Below are 23,778 nucleotides of genomic sequence, written 5' to 3'. Positions count from 1 at the left end.
GTAAGCATTAAGCGTAATGTGTTTATGAAAATTGCGCAATTGGTTTTAAAAGGGATGATTTAGCACAGTAATTGCGCACAACACTGTTTACACTATGCCTTACTGATTGACGGGTGATCCCCGCTTTTCGGTCAGGCCCGCCAGAGACTTATCCGTCGGCGGCGGGCCTAAAAACTGCCTTTCACCGTGCCATAAGCACCCTTTGCAGACTTAACAAAAATTACAATTTTCAGCGCCTTACCGAGGCAAGATACCGGGAACTCAGCATGTTTGACCATCGTAAATATAAAGCTTTTGAGCCGTTAGCATTAACCGACCGTACCTGGCCTGATCAGGTAATCACCGCCGCGCCTGACTGGTGCAGTGTTGACCTGCGTGACGGTAATCAGGCACTGGTTAATCCGATGAATGTTGAACAGAAAACCCGCATGTTTGATCTGCTGGTTAAGCTGGGTTTCAAAGAAATCGAAGTGGGTTTTCCTTCTGCTTCACAGCCGGATTTTGATTTTGTCCGTAAGCTGATTGAAGAAAACCGCATACCGGAAGACGTGACCGTTCAGGTGCTGACCCAGGCACGGGAAGATCTGATTGCCCGTACTTATGAGTCACTGGAAGGTGCGCGGCGGGCCATTGTTCATGTCTATAACTCTACTTCGACTGTCCAGCGTGAACAGGTATTCGGTAAGTCCCGCGAAGGCATTAAGGCAATTGCGGTACAGGGTGCGCAGTGGGTGAAGTCCTACGCAACAAAATACCCGCAGACTGAATGGGAATTCCAGTATTCGCCGGAGAGCTTTACCGGCACTGAAATGGATTATGCCGTTGAGGTGTGTGATGCGGTAATCGCTGAGTGGCAGCCAGAAAATGGCCAGCCAGTGGTGATTAACCTGCCGGCAACAGTGGAGATGTCGACGCCTAACGTGTTTGCTGACCAGATTGAATATTTCTGCCGTCAGGTTAGCCAGCGTGAGCATATCCGTATCAGTTTGCATACTCATAATGACCGTGGCTGTGCTGTTGCGGCAGCTGAGCTGGGTGTGCTGGCCGGTGCGGATCGCATTGAAGGTACGCTGATCGGTAACGGTGAACGTACCGGTAACATGGACATTGTGACGATGGGGATGAACCTGTATTCCCGTGGTATTGATCCGAAACTGAACTTTTCGGACATTAAAGAAATTATCGAAGTGGTGGAATACTGCACTGAATTACCGGTATCTGCCCGTCATCCGTGGGCTGGCGAATTGGTGTATACCGCTTTCTCCGGCAGCCATCAGGATGCCATCCGTAAGTCGATGAACTACCATGCTGACAACGGTCTGGATAAGTGGGATGTGGCTTATCTGCCGATCGATCCCCGTGATATCGGCCGCGAATATGAAGCCGTGGTGCGGATCAACAGCCAGAGCGGTAAGGGCGGTGTGGCGCTGGTGCTGGAACGTGATTACAACATTGAGTTGCCGAAGTGGATGCACGGTGCGCTGAGCCAGAAGGTTCAGGGGGCGGCCGAAGCGTCCGGTGTGGAAGTTTCACCGACGGTAATTAAAGAACTCTATGACCAGCACTTTGTTGAAGTAGCACCTGAATGGGTATTGGGTAGCTATGATCTGCACACTGAAGGCCATCAGGTTGACGGACATTTCAGTGTCGGCAACAGCCAGTTTAACGGCCAGGGTACCGGCCCGCTGGAAGCGCTGTGTCAGGCACTGGGTCAGCGTTTCAGCTGCAGTATTGATGTGCAGCAGTTTGATCAGCACGCCATTGGCAGCGGTACGGCAGCACAGGCGCAGGCATGTATTGAAGTGATGATTGATGATCAGTTGCACCACGGTGTAGCGGTCGCTGAAGATACCTCGGCGGCGACAATGCAGGCGATGCTGTCCGCATTCAGCCGCAGCCAGGCCGCGGTGGCTCAGGCGGCTTAAGCAAGCTTCAGTAAAACTTAATAAAAGAAAACGCCCGGAGGTGTAAACCGCCGGGCGTTTTTTTGTATCCGGAAGAAAAGCGGTTTAGTCAGCTTTTGGCTTGCGCGGTGCTTTTTTCGCCGCCGGCTTATTACCCGCAGCTTTTTTGCTCTCGGCGGTTTTCGGGGTGGCAGGGCGGGCACCGGTTTTCGGTTTTTTACCTGCTTTTGCCTTTGGCTTGGCAGCTTTTCCCCTGGCTTTGCTTTTAACTTTTGTTTTGGCTTTAGACTTGGTTTTCAGCTTTTTCTTTTCGGTGGGTTCCGGCTTCTTTGACGCGAGGCCCGGATAGGTCGCACGGCTGATTTTCTGGCCGATAAAACGTTCGATCCGTCCCAGTGTTGGCCAGTCCAGCGCGTCTACAATTGACCATACATAGCCATTACGGCCGTCGCGGCCACTGCGGCCGGCACGGTGTACGTAGCTGTCCGCTTTCATGGGCAGTTGCAGGTTAATGATGTGATGGATATCCGGCAGGTCCAGCCCGCGGCCGGCAACGTCGGTGGCTACCATTATTTTGATGCGTTTGCGGCGCATGTCTTTGACTCGCTGACCACGGTCGCTCTGGCGCAGGTCGCCATGTAAACCGGCGCAGGTGATGCCCAGCCCGCGAATCACATGGACCCAGTGGTCCACCTGTTTACGGCTGTTAACGAACACAATGGCCTGCTCAATTTCATGGCTTTTCACCAGTGCTTTGAGCAGGTGGTCTTTGTGAACTTCGTTATCTGCCTGGTAGACGCTGTGTTTGATGTGTTCCGGAATGTGCCGTGGCTGTTCCACTTCCAGACAGCGGGCGTCTTCGTTAAGCAGGTCGCTGGCAAACTTCTGAATCTTGTCGCTTTCCAGGGTGGCGGAAAACATCAGGGTCTGGCGGGACTGGGGCAGGACATCAGCAATTTGCTGAATGCTTTCAATAAAGCCCATGTCCAGCATGCGGTCAGCTTCATCGATCACCAGCATATCCACCACAGACATATCCAGCCATTGCTGGGCGTTCAGCTCCAGCAGACGGCCCGGGGTTGCCACCATGATATCGATCCGTTCTGCCAGCATGGCTTTCTGCATGCCGAAGGGTACCCCACCCACAATCAGGCAGCTGTTAATGTGGCTGTTTGCCGTTTGCTGCTGAATTACTTCGTAGGTCTGTTTAGCCAGTTCCCGGGTCGGGCTGAGGATCAGCACCTGTGGTGCGCTGCTGCTGTCCGGTTCGCTGTCCAGTATGTGCTGCAGCCCGGGCAGAACGAAGGCCAGCGTTTTGCCGGTGCCGGTCGGGGCGCTGGCCAGCAGATCCAGACCATCAAGGATGGCAGGGATCGCCTGTTGCTGAATATCAGTGGGTTTCAGGAAGTCGTTATCGGCCAGTGCGCCGAGGATTTCCAGGTCCAGATCAAGATCGATAAAGGACATAATGCTCGCTTTGGTGGGCAGTGAAAATTAAACCGCAAGCATACACCATTTTCCGCCTGACCACCTGAATTTCCCTGCGTTATGTCATTCCCTCAACCTTTATAGTTAAACAGGAGTGTTTGCCTCTTGAGCTACATCTAAACAAGCCCTATCATGCGCTGCCGCCGTTCTTCCTGCTATGCTGTGTGAATGGTTTCAGGGTAAGCAAGATTTATATTGCGAAGAATTTTCAGAAATAGTGAGTCGTCTTTTGTCAGAGTTTATTCCCGGTCAGCGCTGGATCAGTAATACCGAATCGAATCTGGGGTTGGGGGTTGTTGTTGATGTTGCCAACCGCCGTGTCGTGATCAGTTTCCCTGCCGTTCAGGAAGAGCGTACTTATGCGGTGGATAATGCACCGCTCAGCCGGGTTATTTATCCCGTCGGTGAACAGGTGAAGTCCTATCAGGGGCTGGAAATTGTCATCAGCGAAGTGGTCGAAGAAGACGGTTGTGTGTATTACCTGGGCTTTGATGCAGAAGGCGAAGATCACAGTATTGATGAGCTTGAGCTGGACAGCTCGGTGCATTTCAGTAAACCCCATGACCGTCTGTTTGCCGGTCAGGTGGAAAAGAACAACCGTTTCCAGCTGCGGCTGGAAACCCTTAAGCATCAGCATCAGCATGTTAAGTCTGCCGGATTTGGTTTAATTGGCCCGCGGGTTCAGCTGTTGCCCCACCAGATGTATATCGCCCATCAGGTAGGCGAGCGGTTTGCGCCACGGGTATTGCTGGCAGATGAGGTGGGGCTGGGTAAGACCATCGAAGCGGGTCTGATTCTGCATCAGCAACTGATCAGCGGTAAGTCCAGCCGGGCATTAATCGTCGTGCCTGACAGCCTGATTCATCAGTGGCTGGTAGAGATGCTGCGGCGCTTTAATCTGCGCTTTACCATTCTGGATGAGCTGCGTTGTACCGCACTGGAAATGTCTGATGAAGGGGTAAACCCGTTCGAGACGGCTCAGTTAGTGCTCTGTACATTACCCTTCCTGGCTAACAGTACTCAGCGTCAGGCTCAGGCGATTATGGCCGGCTGGGATATGCTGATTGTCGATGAAGCCCATCACCTGGAGTGGGCGGAAGATGCCATCAGCACCGAGTATGCCTGCATTGAATCACTGTCTGCAGAAATTAAAGGTCTGTTACTGCTGACTGCGACCCCGGAACAGTTGGGCATGGAAGGGCACTTTGCCCGTTTACGCCTGCTTGATCCGGACCGCTATTATGATCTGCAGAAGTTCCGCGAAGAAGAAGCCGGTTATCAGCCGGTACGTGAACTGATGGATGCTCTGTTAGCCGATGATGTGCTTGAGCAGATTAAAGATGCCAGTGTACAGGCTTCGCTGGCTGAATACCTGGGGCAGGCCCGTGTGGATACTCTGCTGGATGCTGCTCAGAATCTGGAAGACTTTGTCGCCTTTGATGAGCTGTTACAAACCACCATCAGTGAGTTACTGGATCATCATGGCACCGGCCGGGTACTGTTCCGTAATACCCGGGATGCGGTGGAAGGCTTCCCTGAGCGTATTCTGCATCCGCATCCGTTACCGGAACCGGATTTCTATCTGGAAAGCGAAAAACAGCAACTGGAAGGTGCTGATCTGGATCTGCTGCTGCACCCGGAAAAAGTATTTCAGGATCGCTGGCTGGAAGCCGACCCCCGGGTTGCCTGGCTGGTGGAGTGGCTGGCGGCAAACCGCCACGAAAAAGCACTGGTTATCTGCGCGGCTGCGGCCACGGCTAAACAGCTGGAAGAACATTTACGTTTGTATGAAGGCGTGCGTTCTGCGGTGTTCCATGAAGGTATGAGCCTGGTGAACCGCGACCGTGCGGCAGCGTATTTCGCTGATGAAGATGACAGCGCCCAGGTACTGATCTGTTCCGAGATTGGCAGCGAAGGCCGTAACTTCCAGTTTGCCAGTCACCTGGTATTGTTTGATCTGCCGCTGAATCCGGATTTGCTGGAACAGCGGATTGGCCGTCTGGACCGGATCGGTCAGAAGAACGATGTGAATATTCACGTACCGTATTTCACGGAAGCCCAGAGTCATCTGCTGGCCTGGTATGAGCAGGGACTGAACTGTTTTGCAACGGCCTGCCCGGCGGGCAGCGCGCTGTTTGAACGCTTTGAAACACCGCTGCTAACCATGCTGCGCGGCCACGCCAATGATGATGAAGCGGAACAGCTGATTACTGAAACCCGCGCCGCTGCTGATGAAACCATGGCGGCTTTGCAGGCCGGTCGGAATAAGCTGCTGGAAATGAATTCCTGTGACCCGCTGCGGGCTGCAGAACTGATTGATAACATCGACAGCGCCAGTGCCAGCAGCAAGCTGAGCAAGTATATGGAAAAGGTGTTCGACCAGTTCGGTGTTGAACAACAGCACCACAGCACCAACTGCATTATTCTGCACCCGAGTGATCACATGCATTGTGAAAGCTTCCCGGGCTTGCCGGAAGAGGGCATGACCGCCACCTTTAACCGGACCACCGCGTTAAGCCGTGAGGATATGCACTTCCTCAGCTGGGAACATCCTATGGTGTCCGGGGCGATGGATATGATCCTATCCGGGGAGTTCGGTAATGCTGCTGTGTGCAGTATCAAACTGCCGCCACTGAAGCCGGGTACCCTGTTGCTGGAAAGCATCTTTACACTGCACTGTGCGGCACCGAGAGAGATGCAGGTTCAGCGTTATATGCCGGAAACTCTGGTGCGTATCGTGGTGGATGTAAACCGTACGGATCTGAGTAAGGTTCTGACCGAACAGCATATTAATAATCTTGCGGAACGGGTGGGTAAGCGGCAGGCGGTGGATATCGTTAAGCATACCCGTACCGAAATTAACGCTATGGTGGCCGAAGCTGAAGAGCTGGCAGATAAACAGCAACCGGCCATTTATGCCGCTGCGCAGGAAAATGTCCGTCATATTCTGGGCGCTGAAGTAGAGCGTCTGATGGCTCTGGCGGAAATTAATCCGAATATCCGCAGCGAAGAAATTGCTGCGCTGGCGGAGCGTCAGGCACTGCTGGAAGGGTATCTTGAAACCCTGCAGCTGAAGTTGGATGCAATTCGCGTTATTGTAGCCACCTGATATTACCTTTCTGGCCATCGCGGCCTGAATTATACTTTTTATACCGGGCGCTGATGCCCGGTACGTTTTTCTACTGAGCGGAGTTTTAACTTGTCTGAGCAAACCGATAATTTTCCGGATCTGGGACTGGATCACCGACTGCTGCAGAATCTTGAACATCAGGCGATTACCACGCCAACTGAGATTCAGGCGCAGTCTATACCGCTGGCGCTGGCCGGCCATGATCTGATTGCCTCTTCGAAAACCGGTTCAGGCAAGACCCTGGCATTTTTGCTGCCGATGATGCACCGGCTGGTGAAAACCCGTGCCCTGAGTAAACGTGATCCCCGAGCAGTGATTCTGGCACCGACCCGTGAGCTGGCGAAGCAGGTGTTTACCCAGCTGCGGGCGCTGACCAGCGGTGGCCAGACCAAGATTGCCCTGTTGCTGGGTGGCGAGAACTTTAACGAACAGGTTAAAGCACTGCGTAAAGATCCCCATGTAGTCGTGGCGACTCCGGGGCGTCTGGCGAACCATCTGGAAGAGCGCAGCCTGCAGCTCAACGGACTGGAACTGCTGATTATGGATGAGGCCGACCGGATGCTGGATCTGGGCTTTGCTGAGCAACTGACCCTGATTAATAAAGCGGCGGATCACCGTTTGCGTCAGACCCTGATGTTTTCCGCCACACTTGACCATGCGGAAGTGGACAGCATGGCGGACCAATTGCTTAAATCGCCAAAGCGGGTGGCGATCGGTGCGGCGAATGCCGAACACAAAGACATTACGCAGGAAGTGATCCTTTGTGATCATCTGGATCATAAAGAAGCATTGCTGCAAAACCTGCTGAATCACCGTGAATATCAGCAGGCAATAATTTTTACGGCTACCCGGACAGACACCGAGCGGCTGTCGGCGCTGCTACAGGCGGAAAATATCAGTTGCGCAGCCCTCAGCGGTGAAATGAGCCAGGCAGAACGTAACCGCATTATGGACGGTTTCAGCCGTGGCCATCAGCAGGTGCTGGTAACCACTGATGTTGCTTCCCGTGGTCTGGATCTGTTACAGGTGTCGCTGGTGATTAACTTCGACATGCCAAAGCAGGCGGAAGAATACGTGCACCGGATTGGCCGGACCGGCCGTGCCGGTGCCAAAGGTGAAGCTGTTTCTTTTGTCGGGCCGAAAGACTGGGATGCGTTTAAGCGAATTGAGCGTTTCCTGCAGCGTCATTTGCAGCGCGCTGTGGTGGAAGGGCTGGAAGCGAAGTTCAAAGGCATTAAGCCCGCCAAACCGGCGAAGAAAGCTGCCCCGGGTAAAGCTCCGGTTGCTGCCAAACCCAAACCTAAAGCCAAGCCTAAGCAGGATCAGCGCAGTCGCCGTCAGGCGAAACCTTCGCTGGTATCTGACGACGGACTGGCGCCACTGAAGAAAAAGCGCTAAGCGCTTCTCCTGTCACTTTTGGGTGGCTTACTGGCGGGCGGGCTGCAGGTATTCTGCCAGCGGGTCCGCCGGTGAATCTGCCCGCATCATCCGTAAAGAATCAATGAACAGGTGGAACATCTCTGCCTGTGAGCTGATATCCAGTTTGGCGTAGATGTTCTTGCGGTGGTGCTTGATAGTTTCCGGGCTGATATCCAGTTTCTGGGCGATAAATTTCACTGCGTAACCACGCAGAATCAGCTGCAATACCTGAGTTTCCCGCTGGGTCAGAATTGAGCTGCCGAAGTTAGCCAGAGCGCTGTCCAGCTTTGAATTAAGCAGGCTGGTCTTTTTCTGGTGATCAAGTGCGTCCTGCTGGGAGGCAGACCACCACTTGAGCAGGATTGCCCGCACGGTTGAAAACAGCCGGGTCAGCAGAGCGCGCTGCGCTGGGCTGAAGCGGGCTTTGTCATCCTGCCGGCTGATGGATATGTGAATGCTGGCATTATCCGGCGTGGGGACAATCAGACAGATCTCATCGCCAAAATCCACCACCCGGTAATAGACACGGTAAAACTCGGTGTGTTTAAAGCCGGACGGCGCAACCTTGCTTAACGGGAAGATGCCTTCGGTGGCAGGATTATCCACCGCCAGGCGGTAGAAAGGATCGAGTAGGTAAGCGCTGTCCAGATACTGGTCAATGTGAATCCGCGGATCGCTGCCGTCACCCCGTTTACGGAAAGGGCAATAAGGCTGCAGGCCGTCAGGATAAACGATCAGGCTACTGCCATCTGCATTGACCAGTAAACGCAGGGTATCGATCAGGTGATCAATGGCCTCGTCGCTGACCCCTGAAGTGATAATCTCAGCGATTGCATCATGCCACTGGATGAGTGGCTCGCCGGCCACACGGTAATATTTGGAAACGCTTTCTGCCACGGTAAAATCAGCTCTGTGGTTACATCTGCTGTCAGTCCCGGAGACAAAATCCGACCGGGAATTTCCTGTGCCGCCATTCTAGCGGCTCGGTACACGAAATACTAATAGCCAAAATGTGTAGGTCAGCAGGGTTTACAGCGCCTTTATTTACAGGCTGGGTTATGTATTGGCTGAGTTATTTACTGACCCAGTGTATAGAGCAAAGGGACCAGAACCGGTACCGCCAGGCTGAGAATAAAGCCACTGGCAATGGCGTTGGGAATGACACTGGCCCCGTGGCATTTGGCCAGCAGTGGCAGAGTGAAATCCAGCGCAGTTGCGCCACTGTAACCCACATTGATATGGCAACTGAGCCGGCTCAGAAAGGGTATCAGAATCAGGGCAGCCACTTCCCGGCCCAGATCCAGCAGGAATGCGGTGGTGCCCAGTACCGGTGAGCCCATACCGGTCAGCAGGATGCCGGTCAGGCTGTACCAGCCAAACCCGGAGACCACCGCCAGACCTTCCCGTACTTCCAGCCCCAGGGCCCATGCACCGGTCAGGCCTGCGAGCAGGGTACTGACGATGGTGACTGTTGCAATGATCAGCCCCTGCGGATTGAGAAACAGCTTGCGCAGTCGGTAGTTGCCCAGGTACAGCTGGCGGCCCACCAGAAACAACAGCAGATACAGCAGCCAGATGATGACCTGATCAATGAAGTGTAATGGCTGTTGCAGTAAATATCCGGCGATACCGCCGGCAAACGCCCAGCCAACTGTTTGCAGGGCTCCGCTGAGGTTTTGCCAGTTAAAAGGAATACTCTGGCTGGCAGACTGAGATTGGTCGCGGTGGGCTTTATCCAACAGGTGGCCACTGAGATACAGCGTTGCCATGTTGAATCCGGTAATCAGCAGGAACAGCCAGAGGGCGTTATAACCGGCAATGCTGAGTTTGTCTTCCAGTTGATCAAGGCTGCCGATACCAAAGCCGACAAAAGCCAGAATAATATTAGTCAGCCATGTTAAGCCACGGCTGACACGGGCATCCGTGAGGGCTTTTACCGGAAAAACATAGCCAAGGATCATGGCCAGCAACAGCGGGCCGAGGGTCATCAGTACAGTCATCAGTCAGCCAAACGCCAGCCAGATGCCGACGCCGATCATCAGTGAACCGGCGATACGGTTCATCATTTTTACATTGTTCTTATTTAGTAGCAGGTGGCGCAGGGCCTTACCGCCACTGGCGTAAATCAGCAGGCAGATAAATTCCAGCGTCAGAATAACTGCGATCAGGCTGGCTAACTGAGGGGCCAGTGACTGGCTGTTATCCAGAAAGGGCGGCAGCAGGGTAACAAAGAATGCCCAGCCTTTCGGATTGGCAACGGCGGTGATAAAGCCGTTACCGGCCAGTTGCAGCGGGCTTTGCTCAACGGGGGCGGAGCCGTCTTCCGGCAAAACCAGTTTGCCGCGGGACTGCCACATCTGCCAGCCGATATATGCCAGATAAGCACCGCCGGCATATTTAAGGAACAGGAAGGCTTCCGGGAATTGCAGCATCAGGGTGGCAACACCCAGTGCGGCAGCGGCAGCGACCAGACCCACACCCAGTAATTCGCCCCACATCATATGCAGGCTGCGGCGCACACCGATGGACATACCCAGAGTCAGTGACAGGGTCATGCACATGCCCGGGGTAATCGAGACAAAGAAAAAGGTTGGGATAAACAGCGAGAGCAGGGCAATGGACATCAGTATCATTCCGTTGAGATTCGGCGGCTATTTTAAGCAAAGCGCTGCCCGGTTGCAGCACAAATCTTGCTGTAGTTTGCTGTGGGGCTGATGAAGCTGTTAACGGCAGCGGGTTTAACTGTCGATGGCTTTCAGATGGGCAAGGAACAAGGTGAATATTTCAGACTGGGTAGAGGTTTTCAGCCGGGCGTGGATATTCTTACGGTGAACCTTCACCGTACCCGCGCTGATATTCAGCGTATTGGCAATGGATTTGGATGAGTGCCCCTGCAGGATTAAACCGGCAATCTGCTGTTCTCTTTGCGTGAGCACTCCCTGACCAAAACTGCTCAGTGCCTGTGCAATGGCGCCTTCGGCTTTTTCCAGTTTGGTATATTCACCGGCCTGTGAGAGCCAGAACTGGCGAATCAGCGCACTGATGACCGGCAGGGCTTCCTGCAGGCGGTTGAGCTCACTGCGGGTAATTGTCCCTAAGCGGGATTTACGGCCCAGACAGACGGCAAAGCAGACATCCTGCCCAAGGTTAACCAGCAGGTTAATCTCGTCAACAAAGTCGAAGTTTTTGTAGCAGTCCTGATAATAGTCACTGGTTTCGAAACCTTCCGGCGCTACTTCCGCCTGACGGCAGATGCCTTCGTTAACCCCTTGCTGAATCGCGGTATAGATCGGATCGAGAATATAGGAATGTTCGATATAACGGTGCAGTGCGGGGCTGTGCTGATCAGGATCCTGCGGATGGATAATAATCGGCCGGAATGACTGCTTGTAAGTAATGCACAGTATTGAGTCGAACTGGCAGAGTGCCTCCAGGTACTCGCTGAGTACCTGGGGGAAAGAGCGTAACCGGATATGATCAATCAGGCCGGCAATTAAGCGGGCAGAACCGGGGTCCTGACTGCGGTGTTGAAGTGCCTGCATGAAAAACTACCTCCGAAAACGCTCAGCTGTGCCGTTATTCTGCGACAGACCCGAGGGTTTTATCAAAGCATAATTTCGCTTTTTCGCAGATTTCATCCACTTCAGCATGGCTGATCACCAGTGGAGGAGACAATACCATCCGGCTGCCGACGGCCCGCATGATCAGGTTGTTGGCGAAACAGTGATCCCGGCAGATCATGCCGATATCAATGTCATCACCGAAAGGTGTTTTGGTCGCTTTATCCTTCATCAGAGCGATACCGGCTACCAGACCCATTCCTTCGATATGGCCAACCAGCGGATGGTCTGCCAGGGCTTCACGCAGTTTCTGCTGGAAGTACGGGCCGATATCGTTCGCTACCCGCTCAACAATCTTTTCTTCCTTCATGATGCGGATATTTTCCAGCGCCACAGCTGCCGCTGCCGGGTGGCCGGAGTAGGTGAAACCGTGGTTGAAATCATCATCATGATTGATCAGCGCGTTGGCAATGCGGCCTCCGATAGCGACGGCTGAGATCGGCAGATAGCCAGAAGACAGGCCTTTCGCCATCGACATAATGTCCGGCTGGATATCCAGTGTCTGGCTGCCGAACCAGTTGCCGGTGCGGCCAAAGCCACAGATAACCTCATCAGCGGCCAGCAGAATGTCGTATTTGCGGCAGATCTTCTGAATTTCCTGCCAGTAGTTCGCAGGGGGGACGATGACCCCGCCGGCACCCTGAATCGGTTCGCCGATAAAGGCGGCCACGTTGTCCGGGCCGACTTCCAGAATCTTATCTTCCAGCGCCTGCGCACAGGCAACACCGAATTCCTCTTCGCTCATGTCACCGGCTTCACCGTACCAGTATGGCTGGCGGATATGCTCAATGCCCGGTACACCCGGTGCACCCTGTTTATGCATGCCACCCATACCGCCCAGGCTGGCACCGGCCAGTGTGCTGCCGTGGTAAGCATTTTCACGGCTGATAATGATATTGCGGTAAGGCTTGTTTTCGATGCACCAGTACTGACGGACCAGACGGATGATGGTATCAACGGCTTCAGAACCTGAGCCGGCAAAGAAAATATGGTTCAGATCGCCCGGCGTTACTTCGGCGATGGCTTTAGCCAGCCTGGCAGCCGGGGCGTGGGTGGTTTTAAAGAAGGTATTGTAATACGGCAGTTGTTGCATCTGGGTGGCAGCGGCATCCACCAGTTCCTGACGGCCGTAGCCCAGGTTGACGCACCACAGACCGGCCATGCCGTCGAGGATCTTGTTACCTTCACTGTCCCAGAGATAGACCCCTTCGGCCTTTTCGATAACCCGGGCACCCTGTTTGTTCAGTGCGCCGGTGTTGCTGAACGGATGGATATGATGTTCCCGGTCAGCGGTTTGAATGTCCTGACTGTTGGCTTGCTGTGACATCTTTGCTCTCCTGATTCGGCAGGTGTGTGACACCGGCGCAGGTTTATTCTGTTAGGTATATCCCGAAGGATTGTTCTTAAACGCTGAAATTATTTTGTGATCACAAAATTTAAAAGTCAAATGAATATTTGTGCATTTTTTATTCACGGGCTTAAAAAATAATTAAATACAGGGCAGCAGAATTCAGGAATCCTGGCTATCTGAAGGGGGAGATGGGGTCTTATGACAGGTAAAAACTAGCCGTTGGAGTGATTAATGAAACTTTGCAGTTGCTGGGGGTTATTGGCGAAGGCCACGCCGTCGCGGATGTCAGCGGCAATGGCCAGTTGCAGTGCAACGGCGTCTTTGCGTTCAATCGCCTGCATCGCTTCGCTGTGCCGGTCAACCAGGTAGTGTTCGCTGATGCTGCTGCTGGCCAGACGCATAAAAGGCCCCAGCTGTAACCACAGGCTTTCGATCAGTGGCAGGCTGACCTGATGAGGGTTCGCACTGTACATCAGGCGATGGAATTCCTGATTGTGATGGTTTATCTGCGCAAGGTTGCCACTGTCCTGAGCGGCATTAATGGCGGCGTCCTGCTGCTGTAATGCGAGTAATTGCGGGGCGTCGATGTAGGGCAGGGCGCGAGCTGCTGCGTGGCACTCAATTGCAATACGTGCTTCACAGAGTTCGGTAAATTTCATGGCCGTCATTTGTGGCACCATTACCCGGCGGTTACCCAGAATAGTCAGGGCGTTTTCTGCCGCTAACTGGCGCAGTGCTTCACGAACCGGCATTGGGCTGACATCCAGCATCTGGGCCAGAGCACGGATGGTGAGTTGCCGGCCGGGCAGGAAATCACCGTCCATCACCGCACGTCGCAGGCTCTGATACACCCACTGGGTGATCGTCTGGCTGTCGTTCCGGGGACGTGGGTTAAGTGTAATGGGCGAGTGTTTATCCATAGTCGTATGTTAATCGCGCATTAGGGAAAAGTATATTGTGATCACAAAAAACATATTAATGTGATCACAAAATTGATTTTTCAGATCCTAATCTGTTAGAACTGTTTATTGAAATACAGCTTTTAGTTGCTACCCACTGAGGGGTATAGCACCGCAGCTGGCCTACAGGTTAATTTAAGCTGTACTGATCATAGGGTGATTATGCTTGGCGGGACGGGTATCTGAAATTACAGCACCGTCGCGGAGCCTGAATCCTTTATAGATCCGCCGGATCAATTTGTTACTATCATTAGAAACAAGTGTTTACGGCGGGCGTTAGCTATTTTGTGTGTCCCGGCACTACACCGGGTAAATAATAACAAACGGATTTGCCTGCCTCTGAAGCGAGCAGAGCAGATCTTACTGATATCCGAGGCAGGTTATGACTGAAACTCAGGTGATTGACAGCCCAGCTGTGGCGCAATCTACTCCGGACGAAATCCCTTTATGGAAACAGGACGGCGCCCAGCCATTTCTGCGGATTGAAAACATCACCAAGAAGTTTGGTGACTTTACCGCCGTGGATAACATCTCGCTGGATATCTATAAGAACGAACTGTTTTGTCTGCTGGGCGGCTCCGGCTCCGGGAAAAGTACCCTGTTGCGCATGCTGGCAGGCTTTGAAGCACCGACCTCCGGTAAGATCATTATCGACGGCGTGGACATGTCCGGCATTCAGCCGTGGAAACGCCCGGTGAATATGATGTTCCAGTCTTATGCTCTGTTCCCGCATCTGAGCGTGGAAGAGAACGTCGCCTTTGGCCTCAAGCGTGAAGGCGTGCCCCGGGCAGAAGTGAAAGACCGGGTGGCACAGATGCTGGAGCTGGTACAGATGGGCCATCTGAATAAGCGTAAGCCTCATCAGTTGTCCGGCGGTCAGCGCCAGCGGATCGCCCTGGCCCGCTCCCTGATCAAGCAGCCTAAGCTGTTATTGCTGGATGAACCTTTAGGCGCACTGGATAAAAAGCTCCGGGAAGAAACCCAGTTTGAGCTGATCAACATCCAGGAAAAACTTGGCGTCACCTTCGTGGTGGTCACCCACGACCAGGAAGAGGCGATGACCCTGTCGACCCGGATCGGCGTGATGGATCAGGGCAAGATCGTCCAGACCGCAGAACCCCACGATGTCTACGAATACCCGAGCAACCGCTTCGTCGCGGAGTTCATCGGTTCGGTGAATATGTTTGAAGGCCGGGTCATTGAAGATGAACCGGACAGCGTACGGATTCACTCTAAAGAAGCCGGCGGTGAGCTTTATGTCAATCATGGCATCAGCTGTTCGCCGAACCAGAAAGTGCATGTGGCACTGCGCCCGGAGAAGATCAAGGTCAGCCGCCGCAAACCGGATCAGGACGTTAACTGCATCGTCGGCACCATCGAAGAAATTGCCTACATGGGCAGCATGTCCGTGTTCCGTATTCGCCTGCCCAGCGGTAAGGAAGTCCGTATTACCCAGCCAAACCTGTCCCGTAACATGGGCGAACGCTTCACCTGGGAAGATCAGGTCTATATGTCCTGGGATGCCGACAGCAGCGTGGTATTAACCTCATGAACGCCCCGGTTTCCCTGAATATCCCCGGCCAGAAGCCGGCGTCAGGTATGGGGCGCCTGATCTATGCATTACGTCACCTGAGTCTCGGCCGCTGGACGGTTATCTCACTGCCAAGCCTGTGGCTGGCCATCTTCTTTTTCGTGCCGTTTCTGGTGGTGTTCAAAATCTCCCTGGCGGAGCCGACCATCTCGATTCCGCCGTACAGCTCCCTGCTGGAGTGGGACCCGGAAGAGTCCTTTGCCACCCTGAAGCTGAACCTGGGTAACTACCTTTACCTGTTTGAAGACGCCTTCTATCTGGAAGCCTATTTAAGCTCGATCCGCATTGCTGCGGTATCGACCTTCTTTACCTTACTGGTGGCCTTCCCGATGGCGTACCTGATCGCCCGCAGCAAATCCACCACCCGGATTTTACTGCTGTCGCTGGTGATCCTGCCATTCTGGACCTCCTTCCTGTTGCGGGTATACGCCTGGATGGGCTTCCTGAAAAAGAACGGCCTGATCAACGAATTTCTGTTGTCTTTTGGCATCATCGATCAGCCGCTGACCATGCTGCAGACCGACTTTGCCGTCTACATCGGCATCGTTTATACCTATCTGCCATTCATGGTGCTGCCACTGTACACCGCGCTGGAAAAAATGGATCTGACCCTGCTGGAAGCGGCGGAAGATCTGGGCGGACGCCCGCTGCAGAACTTCTTCCTCATTACCCTGCCACAGGCGGTACCGGGCATCATTGCCGGCTGCTTACTGGTGTTCATTCCGGCGGTAGGTGAGTACGTGATTCCGGCATTGCTGGGCGGCTCCGATACCCTGATGATCGGTAAGGTGCTGTGGGACGAGTTCTTCCTCAACCGCGACTGGCCGATGGCAAGTGCCGTAGCGACCGTGATGCTGATCGTGCTGGTCCTGCCGATCATGCTGATCCGAAACACTAAAGCCGGGAAGGAGCTAGCCTGATGCAACAACGTAAATCACTGTTCCTGAACACCAGCGCGACCCTGGGATTTATCTTCCTGTACGCGCCGATCATTGCGCTGATCGTTTACAGTTTCAACAAATCCAAACTGGTCACCGTGTGGGGGGGCTGGTCGCTGAAATGGTACAGCGCGCTGTTTAACAACGAGCAGATCATGACCGCCGCCTGGCTGAGTCTGAAAGTTGCCTTCCTCAGTGCCACCATCGCGGTGGTGCTGGGTACCCTGGCGGGCTTCGTGCTGTCGCGGATGGGCCGCTTTCCGGGCAAGCTGGTCCTGTCCGGCTGGATCACCGCGCCGCTGGTGATGCCGGAAGTCATTACCGGTCTCTCCCTGTTGCTGCTGTTTGTGGCGATGGAAGGGGCCTTTGGCTGGCCGTCAGGCCGGGGCATCGGCACCATCATCATTGCCCACAGTACTTTCTGTCTGGCCTATGTGGCGGTGATCGTGCAGTCACGTTTATCTGCCATGGATGAATCGCTGGAAGAAGCCGCGATGGACCTGGGGGCCAAGCCGTTCAGCCTGTTCTTCCTGGTGACCTTGCCGCTGATCTCCCCGGCGATCATCTCCGGCTGGCTGCTGTCGTTCACCCTGTCGCTGGATGATCTGGTGATCGCCAGCTTCGTCTCCGGCCCGGGTAACAGTACGCTGCCTATGGTGATCTTCTCCAAGGTGCGCTTAGGTGTGACGCCGGAAGTAAACGCCCTGGCGACCATCATGATCGGCATTGTGGCGCTGGGTGTGGTCGGGGCTATCTGGCAGATGCGCCGCCAGAACCGAATGATGAACCGGATCGATTAAGCCGGTTGCCTGACTTCACGCATATAACGCCGGCACCGAAATGTGCCGGCGTTTTTGTTTTTGCCGGTTCAGCGCCTTAACTGCTTAGAAATAAAGCTGTTTTTGTGCCACACTGAATTGCCTATCAGAAAGGAGTTGCCGGGTGTCAGAGCATTTAAAGCAGTTTGCTTATATCAGTCATGAATTACTGGATTTTCAGGAAGAGGATTTGCGTGAGTTACTGCTTCAGTCGCGCAAGAAGAATAAAGATATGGGCCTTACAGGCCTGCTGCTATTTGATAAGCCAGTATTTATGCAGGTGCTGGAAGGGCCGGCGGCTTCCATCGATCAGATCATTGCCGATATCCGGGCAGATAAACGCCATTATTCGATGGATATTATTTACTCCAATGATGATTTGCAGGACCGTGAATTTGCTAACTGGCGTATGGGGTGCCGCATTCTCGGCAACCGCACCCGCAATGATTATTCTCAGCTGGACAGTCGCATTCGCCGGTTACTGAGTGTTGGCCGGCCAAATGGCCAGTTGGCCCATCAGATACTGATGGAGTTTCACGGGATGAAGGATGCGTTTCTGGATCTGTAATAAACAGGGAGGCAGGTGTGTCTGCCGCTATTTTCTGAGTATCTGTTTTATCGGTTTAATTATTTATCAGGTTAACTTTCTGGTGGAACTTACAGCTTTTTTCCGGTGAGCCCAGTGGTGTTTCACCGCTGTTTTTAATCACGCTGCCGTTGTTGCTGTTGATCTTAAGCAAACACTGTGTAATTTCGCCTGATTAGTCATTTTATCTAATTGATTCTGCTTATTTTTTGTGTTCTTTTCACTCTATGATTTTCGGCGTTTGGTTGTGTTGTTTTGTCCGGAATTTTAATACCTGATTGTTGCTTTTTTGGAGTTGTCAGATGTTTTTCAGACGTCATTTGGTTGAAGAAAATAAACGGTTAAAAGAAGCGCTGGAAAATGCAGATATTTTGCACGAGCAGGAGATCAGCCTTTTGCGCCAGCAACTTCTGGAGCAGAAGGAGCAGAATGTATATTTTCAGACATCCCTGAGAGCAGATTCGGAGGTTATGTCCAGCCAGTTGAAAGGCGGGGTCATGCTGGAGACAATTCGTACCGGACTGGCCAACAGTGCTGAGGAGTTGTCGGTTGAGCAGGAAGGTTTAAAGCAACTGGGTATGATGTTTGAGCAGACAGGTGAAGCTCTGTCCAGACTTGAGTCCCGTGCCGGTTGTATTAATAAGCAGGCAGAAGAGAGCATGGAGTCTGTTTTGCATCTGGACCGTACAGCGGTTTCTATTACACGGTTGGTATCTGCTATTCAGGAAATTTCTGATCAGACAAATTTGCTTGCACTTAATGCAGCGATTGAGGCTGCGCGGGCAGGTGAGGCCGGGCGTGGCTTTGCTGTAGTGGCGGATGAAGTGAGAGGGCTTGCAAGTAAAGCCCATGATGCGAGTGCTGAAATTGAGTCGCTCGTTTCTAAAGTGATTACACAAACAACAGCCATCAAAGGAATGATTGAGCTGAACCAGACCAGTGCGGCTGAGGTTTCTGTTTCATCAGAACAGATTGACGGTGTGGTAAGTCAGGTTTTGAGCCGGTCACGCCGAATGCAGGAGGTTATCGATATTGCAGCGGTACGTGGGTTTTTAGATACTGTTAAGCTGGACCATGTTGTCTGGAAAAATGCGGTATACCGGCAAATTGAAACCCGGTCATTTTCTGAGTTACCGAACAGGCATACAGAGTGCCGCATGGGTAAGTGGTACTTTGAAGGTGATGGTTCAAAAATTTACAGTTCTTTAGTCAGCTACAGAGAAATGGATGGCCCGCATCAGTTGGTTCATGATTCAGGCAGAAGTGCTATTGAAGCCGGCAGAGAGGGTAATTTTGAACTGATGGCACAGCATCTGAATGTAATGGAAGAAGCCAGTTTAAAAGTTGTACAGGCTGTTGAAAAAATGATGCGGGAAGTTGTTGATGCACGTTACGGTGAACAGCGTCGCTGATGCCGTATTATCATCAGAGCATAAAAAATTTTTATGGGTCTGATTATTAGTGCGCATTCACATTCAGGTTGGGCAAATTAGTGACCCTGAATGTTCAAAAGTAAGCCCTGTTATCTGCTGGCCAGATAACAGGGCTTTGTTCATTAAGCCTTGCGAATATCCACAAAGGTGTCGTAGTAAGCGGCACCGTCGCCGATATCCGTACGGCTGCGGTTACTGATCAGCGCGTTAACGGTCAGGCCGGTAGAGCTGGTGTGGCACCAGGCACCTTTGTCGACCAGTACGATACCTTTGGCGACTGCATCAGTCAGTTTGGCCTGTACTTTTACCTCGCCCAGCTGGTTACTGATGATCAGGGGAGCACCGTCAGTTACCTTCAGTTGTTCGGCGTCCGCCGGGTTCAGTTCCAGTATCTGCAGGCCGTCAGAGGCTGTATTGCCACCAAAGGTCGCGTTGGTACGCTTGTCTGACGCCGGTGACAGCAGCTGGTAAGCTGCGTTGCCATGGATGGGCGTATATTCCGGTAAACCGGCCTGATAGCCATTCTGAAGTGTGTCTGAATACAGTTCTGCTTTCTGGCTCGGGGTGGTCAGTGTGCGGTTGTTCAGCCAGCGGAAATCCGCTTCCTGCATAGACATGGCCTGATCCGTTGGCAGTTTCCGCACACTGCTGATGCCGTGCTGTTCCCTGTTCAGGCTGAATGCCTGATCCAGCAGATCTTCGTCACTGGCGCGGAACTCCGCGTCAGTGAAGCCAAATCTGGCTGCTAAGCGGCGGAAAATTTCCGTATTGGGCAGGGCTTCACCCACCGGCGCAATCACTGGCTCTGCCCGCTGCAGGTAACCGTGACCATAGGCGGAGTAGGCGTCCTGATGTTCAAAGTGTGTGGCGGCGGGCAAAATCACATCGGCGTATTGCATGCTGTCATTCATTTCCACATCGCAGCCAACAATGAACAGGTCTTCATTGCTCAGTGCACGGATCATTTTTTGCTGATCCGGGTGAGTGGCGACCGGGTTATGGTTATAAATGAAGACGGCTTTCACCGGGGCATTGCTACCGGCGTCCAACAGGTGATCAGATACGTCAATGATGTTGAATTCCCGCTGGGCTGCCGCGTTGTTTTCAGGCACGTCTGTCAGTTGAGTGTTTCCCGGAAACAGCGGTCCATAGCTGCCGATAACCCCGTTACCGGCTTTACCCAGCGTGCCGAACAGGAGCGGGAAGCTGTAGGCTGCCCGGCAGGCGGCACCGCCATTGCGGGTCCGTTCCAGCCCCACACCGACATTAACAGTGATGCTTTCAGCCGTGGTCAGCAACGCGGTCAACTGCTCAACAGTATCAGGAGAGACGCCGCAGATGCTTTCCAGATCGGTATCCAGATAGCCGGCGGCATGTTCCAGATACGCGTCCAGACCGGTTGTCAGTTCTGTCAGACGACTGGTATCAATTTTCCCGGCAGCGGCAAGCCTGGCGGTGAGGTACAGTGCCAGGCTGACATCGCTGCCCGGTGTGACCTGCAGATAGAGGTCTGCCTGCCGGGCAACCTGGGTACGGTGCGGATCAATGACGACCAGTTTGGCGCCGCGTTTTCTGGCCCGCTTAATGGTACGCATGAAATGCAGGTTGGCAACGCTGACATTGCAGCCCCAGATCAGAATCAGGTCAGCAAATTCTGCCTGTTGCGGTGGCATTCCCGGGGAGCTGTTTCCGTACAGTGAGCGGTATGACAGTGAACGCACGCCACCACACAGCGGGCCACGGTTCAGCCGTGTACCTCCGAGTTTTTTAAAGAAGCGTACGTCCATCGAGCCGCCGGAGAGTTTGCCGTGTGGGCCTGCATAGTTAAACGGCAGCACGCTGGAGCTGCCATGGTTTTCGATGGCCTGACTCAGCCGCTGATGAACCCGGTCCAGTGCTTCATCCCAGCTGATCTGCCGGTACTGGCCGCTGCCTCTTGGCCCGGTACGCAGCAGCGGATGCCGCAACCGGCGGGGGCCGTGTACGAAGTCAGGGTAATAGCGGGCAACCTTGGTGCAGATGCTGCCTTCGGTGAGCGGGTTGACCTGCGAGCCGCGGATCTTGGTGATTTTGTTGTCGGCGACGGTGACTTTCAGGCTGCAGGTGTCCGGGCAGTCCAGCGGACATACGCTGAGTTTTTCCTGTACCTGAGGGGTACTGCTCTGTGTAGGACTGGTCATTTGGCGATCCATCTTTATTGTTTTATGCAGAGTATTCTATGGGTTACTGTACGTGGATATTGGGTACCCTATAAGACCCACTTAGTGACGAAAAATAGGGCCCACAATAGGGTGAGATGTGCGGTACGGATTTCGGCTGATCAGGCTCAGCTGTCACTGTCATAGTTCTCCGGGGATGTAGCAGTGTTAGTCTGCGCTCCACTCCGGTAATATCCTGTTAAACAGGTAGTTACCGGGGAAAGGCTGTGGATGTTGGTGAACGGTTAAAAGCAATTCGTAAGTTGAAGGGAATTTCGCAGCGGGAACTGGCGAAGCGGGTTGGCGTGACTAACAGCACGATTTCGATGATCGAGAAAAACGGTGTCAGTCCGTCCGTGAGTTCACTGAAAAAGGTGCTGAGCGGTATTCCGATTTCTATCGGTGATTTTTTTACGCTGGATTTAGCCAACATACAGCCGGACCTGGCAGTATTTCCTGCGGATAAAATGCCGGAAGTGGGCAACGCACAGTGGAGTCGCAAGCTGGTAGGGGCCGGGGTCATGCAGCGCCTGGCTGACTTTACCCGGGAGCGGTTTGCGCCGGGGGCCGACAGCGGGTCGGAAATGCTTCAGAGCAGCGGTGAGAAAACCGGTGTGGTGGTGCACGGCAGCATTGAACTGACGGTGGGTTTTCAGGTGTATGAGCTGCAGGCCGGCGACGGCTTTTGCTTTGACAGCAGCCGGCCACACCGTTTCAGAAATACCGGTGATACCGAATGTGAGCTGTGTGTAGTAAACGTTCCCTTACCGGCAAAGCTCCACCAGCCGGGAATGTCCTGACAGGTATAGGATTCAAAAAAAACGGGCTGGCAGGGGATCACCCCGCAGCCCGTGAAATCCCGGCAGGTTCCCGGGAGTGGGTGGCTCTCACCCCATTTTCTCTGCGCCTGCTCAGGCAAACATTTCTTCGGCGGTTTCCCGCAGTACTTTCACTAACTGATCAATTTGTTCCGGCTCAATGGTCAGCGGCGGTGAGAAGGCGACAATGTTGCCCATGGTTCTCACCATGACGCCGCGCTTAAAACAGTTCTTCTGGAAGTCCAGCCCAACCGGGCCGTTGGCGGCGACGCTGGCATCGAACTGTACTGCACCCACCAGACCGTAGTTACGGATATCCACCACCTTTGGCGCATCTTTCAGACTGTGCAGGGCATCGGCAAAGTAATCGCCAATGGCACCACTGGCCCGGGTGAGCAGCTGTTCTTCATCATAGATATCCAGGGTAGCCAGACCGGCGGCACAGGCAACCGGGTGGGCTGAATAGGTATAACCGTGATAGAACTCGATGGCGCCGGGGGCGGCGTTGCTGACGATCTGATCGTGAATATGATCGCTGACAAACACTGCACCTAAGGGCATAACGCCATTGGTAATGCCCTTGGCAGAGGTAATCATGTCCGGAGTGACGCCAAATTCGGTGGCAGCGAACGGTGATCCCAGCCGGCCCCAGCCGGTGATGACTTCGTCGAAGATCAGCAGAATATCGTGTTGGGTGCAGATATCGCGGATACGCTGCAGATAACCTTCCGGTGGCATGATGACACCGCCGGCACCGCTTATCGGTTCGATAATGACCGCCGCAATGGTGTCGGCGTTGTGGAAGTTAATCAGAGATTCCAGCGCGTCTGCCTTGCTCAGGTCTTCTGCGGGTAAGCCACGGCTGAAGGCATTGTTTTCAATGTCCAGGGTGTGGGGCAGATGGTCGGTTTCCAGTAGCGGGCCAAAGCCGGTTCGGTTAGGGGTAAGTCCGCCCACGGATATGCCGCCGAAGTTGACGCCGTGGTAGGCCATTTCCCGGCCGATGAGCTTGAACTTGCCACTCTTGCCACGGGACTGCTGATATTGCAGAGCAATTTTCAGGGCGGACTCTACCGCTTCAGACCCTGAATTGGTGAAAAATACCTTGTTAAGCGGGTCCGGGGTGTATTGCACCAGACGGTTGGCAAATTCAAACCCAATGCTGTGGCCAAAGTTGAATGGCGAGGCGTAATCGAGGCTGCGAAGCTGGCGGCTGACGGCATCGGCGATCTGATGGCGGCCGTGGCCGGCGTTGACACACCACAGGCCTGCGGTGGCATCCAGAATCGGTTGCTGTTGTTCGTTGAAGTAGTAATTACCTTCAGCCCGGTCCAGCAGGCGGGGCTGTTGTTTGAAGTCTTTGTTTGCCGTAAAGGGCATCCAGAAGGCATCCATGTTGATAGCAGTCATACGGCAACCTTTTTATTTTATGCGTAATAATATGACCGTTATTATCGTGCCAGCGGTGCCGGTGATGTATCCCCTTAGTGAGTGATTGATGCGGGCCGGTAATCCGGGGCCGTAA

At 53.6% G+C, this 23,778-nt stretch carries 18 protein-coding genes and 1 pseudogene; 10 read left to right on the top strand and 9 right to left on the bottom strand.

Features of this window, described 5'->3' with window-relative positions; genetic code table 11:
* Positions 1-266 precede the first annotated feature (266 nt).
* The gene (leuA, locus tag PCI15_RS16375) at positions 267-1,925 is read left to right on the top strand and encodes a 2-isopropylmalate synthase (RefSeq protein ID WP_271271003.1); all 1,659 of its coding nucleotides are present in this window, start codon (positions 267-269) and stop codon (positions 1,923-1,925) included.
* 84 nt (positions 1,926-2,009) lie between these two features.
* Here leuA and PCI15_RS16370 read toward each other — a convergent pair whose 3' ends face one another.
* Positions 2,010-3,371, bottom strand: coding sequence for a DEAD/DEAH box helicase (locus PCI15_RS16370; RefSeq protein ID WP_271271002.1), 1,362 nt, complete (start codon positions 3,369-3,371; stop codon positions 2,010-2,012).
* Positions 3,372-3,609: 238 nt separating this feature from the next.
* On the opposite strand from PCI15_RS16370, the gene rapA reads away from it, so the two are divergent.
* Both rapA and PCI15_RS16360 read left to right on the top strand, forming a co-directional pair.
* A complete protein-coding gene (gene rapA, locus PCI15_RS16365; RefSeq protein WP_271271001.1) occupies positions 3,610-6,501 on the top strand; it encodes an RNA polymerase-associated protein RapA in 2,892 nt (963 codons plus the stop codon).
* A gap of 90 nt (positions 6,502-6,591) precedes the next feature.
* A complete protein-coding gene (locus PCI15_RS16360) occupies positions 6,592-7,920 on the top strand; it encodes a DEAD/DEAH box helicase (protein WP_271271000.1) in 1,329 nt (442 codons plus the stop codon).
* A gap of 27 nt (positions 7,921-7,947) precedes the next feature.
* On the opposite strand, the gene PCI15_RS16355 is transcribed toward PCI15_RS16360, so the two are convergent.
* From PCI15_RS16355 to PCI15_RS16330, 6 genes are all read right to left on the bottom strand, one after another.
* Positions 7,948-8,838 carry a helix-turn-helix transcriptional regulator gene (locus PCI15_RS16355; protein WP_271270999.1) on the bottom strand — a complete coding sequence of 297 codons (891 nt, stop codon included), beginning with the start codon at positions 8,836-8,838 and terminating at the stop codon, positions 7,948-7,950.
* Positions 8,839-9,017: 179 nt separating this feature from the next.
* Positions 9,018-9,941, bottom strand: a complete 924-nt coding sequence (locus PCI15_RS16350; protein ID WP_271270998.1) for a LysO family transporter — start codon at positions 9,939-9,941, stop codon at positions 9,018-9,020.
* A 3-nt stretch (positions 9,942-9,944) separates the two neighbouring features.
* The gene (locus PCI15_RS16345) at positions 9,945-10,565 is read right to left on the bottom strand and encodes a LysE family translocator (protein ID WP_271270997.1); all 621 of its coding nucleotides are present in this window, start codon (positions 10,563-10,565) and stop codon (positions 9,945-9,947) included.
* A gap of 114 nt (positions 10,566-10,679) precedes the next feature.
* A complete protein-coding gene (locus PCI15_RS16340) occupies positions 10,680-11,483 on the bottom strand; it encodes a response regulator transcription factor (protein WP_271270996.1) in 804 nt (267 codons plus the stop codon).
* Between the two features lie 34 nt (positions 11,484-11,517).
* Entirely contained in the window at positions 11,518-12,888 is a 1,371-nt protein-coding gene (locus PCI15_RS16335; protein WP_271270995.1) for an aspartate aminotransferase family protein, read from the bottom strand.
* Between the two features lie 236 nt (positions 12,889-13,124).
* The gene (locus PCI15_RS16330) at positions 13,125-13,832 is read right to left on the bottom strand and encodes a GntR family transcriptional regulator (protein ID WP_271270994.1); all 708 of its coding nucleotides are present in this window, start codon (positions 13,830-13,832) and stop codon (positions 13,125-13,127) included.
* Positions 13,833-14,253: 421 nt separating this feature from the next.
* Between PCI15_RS16330 and PCI15_RS16325 the strand changes: the two genes are divergently transcribed.
* The 6 genes and pseudogenes from PCI15_RS16325 to PCI15_RS23745 all read left to right on the top strand — a co-directional run bounded on the left by PCI15_RS16325 (position 14,254) and on the right by PCI15_RS23745 (position 19,216).
* A complete protein-coding gene (locus PCI15_RS16325; RefSeq protein ID WP_271270993.1) occupies positions 14,254-15,423 on the top strand; it encodes an ABC transporter ATP-binding protein in 1,170 nt (389 codons plus the stop codon).
* Between the two features lie 47 nt (positions 15,424-15,470).
* Positions 15,471-16,382 (top strand): ABC transporter permease subunit, encoded by a 912-nt coding sequence (locus PCI15_RS16320; RefSeq protein WP_271274637.1) that lies wholly within the window; start codon positions 15,471-15,473, stop codon positions 16,380-16,382.
* Positions 16,382-17,200: an ABC transporter permease subunit gene (locus PCI15_RS16315; RefSeq protein ID WP_271270992.1), complete on the top strand. Its 819-nt coding sequence runs from the start codon at positions 16,382-16,384 to the stop codon at positions 17,198-17,200. The genes PCI15_RS16320 and PCI15_RS16315 overlap by 1 nt, the downstream gene beginning before the upstream one ends.
* Positions 17,201-17,342: 142 nt before the next feature.
* The gene (locus tag PCI15_RS16310; protein WP_271270991.1) at positions 17,343-17,786 is read left to right on the top strand and encodes a BLUF domain-containing protein; all 444 of its coding nucleotides are present in this window, start codon (positions 17,343-17,345) and stop codon (positions 17,784-17,786) included.
* A gap of 320 nt (positions 17,787-18,106) precedes the next feature.
* Positions 18,107-18,766: pseudogene (locus PCI15_RS23750) on the top strand (methyl-accepting chemotaxis protein); the annotation flags it as partial.
* Positions 18,767-18,817: 51 nt separating this feature from the next.
* On the top strand, positions 18,818-19,216 hold the full coding sequence (locus PCI15_RS23745; protein ID WP_376787843.1) for a CZB domain-containing protein: 399 nt from the start codon (positions 18,818-18,820) through the stop codon (positions 19,214-19,216).
* A 143-nt stretch (positions 19,217-19,359) separates the two neighbouring features.
* Here PCI15_RS23745 and PCI15_RS16300 read toward each other — a convergent pair whose 3' ends face one another.
* The gene (locus PCI15_RS16300) at positions 19,360-21,417 is read right to left on the bottom strand and encodes a molybdopterin-containing oxidoreductase family protein (RefSeq protein WP_271270989.1); all 2,058 of its coding nucleotides are present in this window, start codon (positions 21,415-21,417) and stop codon (positions 19,360-19,362) included.
* A 245-nt stretch (positions 21,418-21,662) separates the two neighbouring features.
* On the opposite strand from PCI15_RS16300, the gene PCI15_RS16295 reads away from it, so the two are divergent.
* Positions 21,663-22,235, top strand: coding sequence for a helix-turn-helix domain-containing protein (locus tag PCI15_RS16295; protein WP_271270988.1), 573 nt, complete (start codon positions 21,663-21,665; stop codon positions 22,233-22,235).
* A 111-nt stretch (positions 22,236-22,346) separates the two neighbouring features.
* On the opposite strand, the gene aptA is transcribed toward PCI15_RS16295, so the two are convergent.
* On the bottom strand, positions 22,347-23,663 hold the full coding sequence (aptA, locus tag PCI15_RS16290) for an omega-aminotransferase AptA (RefSeq protein WP_271270987.1): 1,317 nt from the start codon (positions 23,661-23,663) through the stop codon (positions 22,347-22,349).
* Between the last annotated feature and the right edge of the window lie 115 nt (positions 23,664-23,778).

The organism is Aliamphritea hakodatensis, assembly GCF_024347195.1.
GTDB lineage: Bacteria > Pseudomonadota > Gammaproteobacteria > Pseudomonadales > Balneatricaceae > Amphritea > Amphritea hakodatensis.
The sequence above is the reverse complement of the archived record's forward strand: the minus strand, read 5'-3'. Positions and strand labels throughout refer to the sequence as shown.